Origin of the sequence: Kitasatospora sp. NPDC048545 (assembly GCF_040651155.1) — a bacterium.
GTDB lineage: Bacteria > Actinomycetota > Actinomycetes > Streptomycetales > Streptomycetaceae > Kitasatospora.
This window is the reverse complement of record NZ_JBEZIQ010000145.1, coordinates 1-3,278: the sequence shown is the minus strand read 5'-3', so window position 1 is coordinate 3,278 and position 3,278 is coordinate 1. Positions and strand designations below refer to the sequence as shown.

The following is a 3,278-nucleotide window of genomic DNA, read 5'->3' as shown; positions in this document are numbered from 1 at the left end:
CATCCGCATATCTCACACACCACCAGATACAGCCACCGCACCCCACCAATCAGGGACTTCGGGAGAGTTCACCCTGACGATCCGAGGTCAGTAATCCCGAAATCTGCCGCGATCTCGCCCAGGCTCTTCCCCTCCTCGCAGTAGAGACGTGTCAACTGCTCTCGGGAAAGGGCGGCTTGGGCTGCGGCAATGGCTTGCCCACGTGCCCGGAACTGGTGGTGGGTCAGCGGTGCAGGCGATGGCAGATGCAGTTGAAGGAGGTGCCGGAGGACTTCCACGGATGTGCCGAGCCGCTCGGCGATGGTGCTGATGTTGCTCTGCCCCGCCGTGATCAGCTGGTGCATCAGCTCGATGTCCACTGCGGCGGGATCAGGGCCGGGCAGCTCGAGGCCGTCCATGAGGGAAGTGGGCGGATGCCAGGTGACCGGCTCGTCCCGAATTCCTTGATCGAGCAGGAATGCTTGGGCGGCGTTGTCCAGCGCGGTGGCGAGAGCGGGGGTGAGGCTGGCAGTGAACTCGCTCAGGTAGGTGCGTCTTGGGGTGTCCTTGATGACGTAGGCGCCGGGGGCAAGGTACTCGGGCATGCCGCTGATCCGTTGAAACAGCAGGTTCCGGGCGACCCGGTGGCGGTGCTCGCGTCCGACTGGAGCTCCGGTGTGTCGGCAGATCTGCTTCCAGTCGGCGGCCGGGAGGAGTTGGCCGTAGTCGAGGCGGCGTCTGCGGGCGTAGTCGATCGGGACCGGGTTGGCGTCGAGGTAGTCGACGAGGCGGGTGAGAGCGTGGAGGAGGGCCGGCCAGTGCTCGCCTGCCCGCAGAATCTGCAGGATGCGGGAGATGTTCAAATCGTCGGTGGCCGAGCCGAGGAGCTGCGCCGCGTCCGGAAGGTCGATTCGGCTGCCGAATAACAGCAGCGATCCAGCCAAGGCCGAACGCATGCTCCGACAGCGAGCCGATGTGTCCGGTGCTGCGAGCGAACAGGTAGTCCGACAACTCGTCCGTGAGCATGCCCGGGAACTTATCGGCCAAGACCACGCGCTGTTCTAAGGCTTTGAGCATCTGTCGCCATTCCCGGCGGCCGCTGGTGTTCGTCGCCGGTCCCTGCTGGCCACCGGCTTCGCCGCCGGTACCGGGGTGGTGACCGCGCTGGTGGCGACCGCCGCGCTCGGCCTGCTCGGCACCGGCTTGGTCGTCACCGCCCGCCCCTCCCGTACGTGGCGGCCTGCGGAGTCCGTCAAGGCCATGCACTGGGCAGGTCCGTTGCGGGTGCCGGGCTTCCGGGTGCTGTTCGCCGCGCTGATCGGCACCGGTGTCGCGCTCGGCGCGGTCAATGTCCTTGCCCTGTCCGCCGCCGAGCGCCACCACGCCGGGTGGCTGGCCGGGGTGATGCCGGCCGCGCTGTCCATTGGCAGCATGCTCGGCGGCCTCGCCTACGGCCGCCACGCCTGGCCCGGCGCGCCTTCGAAGCACCTGGTTGCCGCCTCGGTCGGCTTTGCCGCCGGATGGCTGCCGCTGCTGCCCGACCCCGCGCCCGCCGTCGCCGTCCTGGGTGCGGTGCTGCCCGGAACCTTCCTCGCGCCGCTGCTGACCGCCTCGTTCCTCACCGTTGACCGCCTCTCCTCGTACGGCGAGAGCACGGAGGCATTCGCCTGGCTGATCGCCTGCATCGGCGTCGGCCAGGCCGCGGGCACCGCCCTCGCCTCCCTCGCCGCCACCGCCGGGCCGCTGCTCGTCGCCGCCCCGCTCGCCGGGGCCGCCTTCGCGCTGTGGCTGGCTGCACCGCTTCAACGACCGACCTCTCCGCCTGAACCTCCAGCTCATCCCGAAGGACACCGCCGTGAACACCCCCCTCCTCGCTGCCGCAACCCCCGCCACCCGCATGCATGTTGTGTGGGACTGGAACGGGACGGTCAAGGACGACCTCGACGACCACGTCGCCGCGCTGAACGCGACCCTGCCCGCCCTCGGCGGCGAGCCGGTCGACCGCGAGACCTACCGAGCCAAGCACACTGTGCCGATCCCGAACTTCTACGCCCGCCTGCTCGGCCGCACCATCACCGAGCAGGAGTGGATCTCCAGCGACAACGCTTTCCTAGACCACCTGCGCGCCCAGCCGGTGCGCGTGCGCAAGGGCGCCGCTGAGCTGATGGCCGCCCCGCGCGATGCCGGGCACACCCAGTCGCTGCTGTCCCTGTGCCCGCACAACACCCTGATGCGCGAGGTCCAGGAGGCCGGCATCGGGCACTTCTTCACCCGAATCGAGGGCCGCACCGGCCCCTCCGGCGGCACCAAGGCCGCCCCGCTCGCCGCCCACCTCGAAGCCCTCGGCCTCACCGGCCAGGCGCACCGGGTGCTGCTGGTCGGCGACGCCGTCGACGACGCCGAGGCCGCCCACGCCAACGGCGCGTACGCGGTGCTGCACACCGGCGGCCTGCACCACCCCGCCAAGCTCGCCGCCTCCGGCCACCCGCTCACCGCAACCCTCGCCGACGCCGTCGCTCTCGGCCTGCGCCTCATCCAGGACCACGGCACCCAACTGGCTTGCGCCTAGCACGAGTCGGCGGCCGGACCAAACCGCCGATCCTACGGACCATCTCCCCAACGACCGCTTTACCGGAGCCCCGCTGTGCCCAGAAGAAGACCCGCCACGCCCGCCCTCCCCGTCCGTACGAACCTCCTGGATGTGCCATGTCCGAGTCCGACCCGATGCCGGGCACCCCCGAGCCCGAACCGATCCGTATCCCCGACGAGGACCTCGACGACCTCGTCAGCGCCCTGACCCGCACCATGGCCGAGGTCCGCCAGCACGGCGTCATCCTCGACCGCCTCGGCTCCGAACCCGATGACGAGACCGGGTCCGGCCCCACGCAGCCGGACCCGGCGACCGGGGCCGAACCCGCCACCGCCCCACCGCTGTTCATTCTCGCCATGGGCGGCGCCCAGTACGCCGCCGAACTGGCCGAGCTCTCGGCCTGGGTCACCCACCTCCTGCTGCCCGTCTACGGCCGGGAGATCGGCTCCACCCGCCCCTGGTGCGCGAAGTGGCACGAACACCCGGAGGCCGTCGCCCGTCTCCACGCGCTGTGGCTCGCGTGGCAGCAGCTGACGGCCGCCGAGGCCGGCCAGAGCGGGCCTTCGACGTGGCACCGCGACCACTTGGACCACGCCCTGCTCCAGCTCCGCGCTCCGGACGGCCCGTTCGCCGCGTGCACCACCAGCCCGTCCCGGCTGGCCCACCGCGTCCTGACCACGCCCGACCAGCTGGGACTCGCCGCATGAAC

3 protein-coding genes and 1 pseudogene are annotated in these 3,278 nt (G+C 70.7%); 2 read left to right on the top strand and 2 right to left on the bottom strand.

From position 1 onward, the window contains the following. Positions 1 to 68: 68 nt before the first annotated feature. The gene (locus tag AB0D10_RS46035; protein WP_360269010.1) at positions 69 to 923 is read right to left on the bottom strand and encodes a hypothetical protein; all 855 of its coding nucleotides are present in this window, start codon (positions 921 to 923) and stop codon (positions 69 to 71) included. A gap of 19 nt (positions 924 to 942) precedes the next feature. Next, a pseudogene (locus tag AB0D10_RS46030) lies at positions 943 to 1,086 on the bottom strand (ATP-binding protein); the annotation flags it as partial. A 748-nt stretch (positions 1,087 to 1,834) separates the two neighbouring features. Between AB0D10_RS46030 and AB0D10_RS46025 the strand changes: the two are divergent. Next, a complete protein-coding gene (locus AB0D10_RS46025; RefSeq protein ID WP_360269008.1) occupies positions 1,835 to 2,548 on the top strand; it encodes an HAD family hydrolase in 714 nt (237 codons plus the stop codon). Positions 2,549 to 2,685: 137 nt separating this feature from the next. Further along, entirely contained in the window at positions 2,686 to 3,276 is a 591-nt protein-coding gene (locus AB0D10_RS46020; protein WP_360269005.1) for a DUF4913 domain-containing protein, read from the top strand. The last annotated feature ends 2 nt before the right edge of the window (positions 3,277 to 3,278 follow it).

What these genes read in the sequence shown, in the direction of transcription:
- AB0D10_RS46020 (WP_360269005.1), top strand. Translation starts at nt 2,686, where the DNA reads ATGTCCGAGTCCGACCCGATGCCGGGCACCCCCGAGCCCGAACCGATC.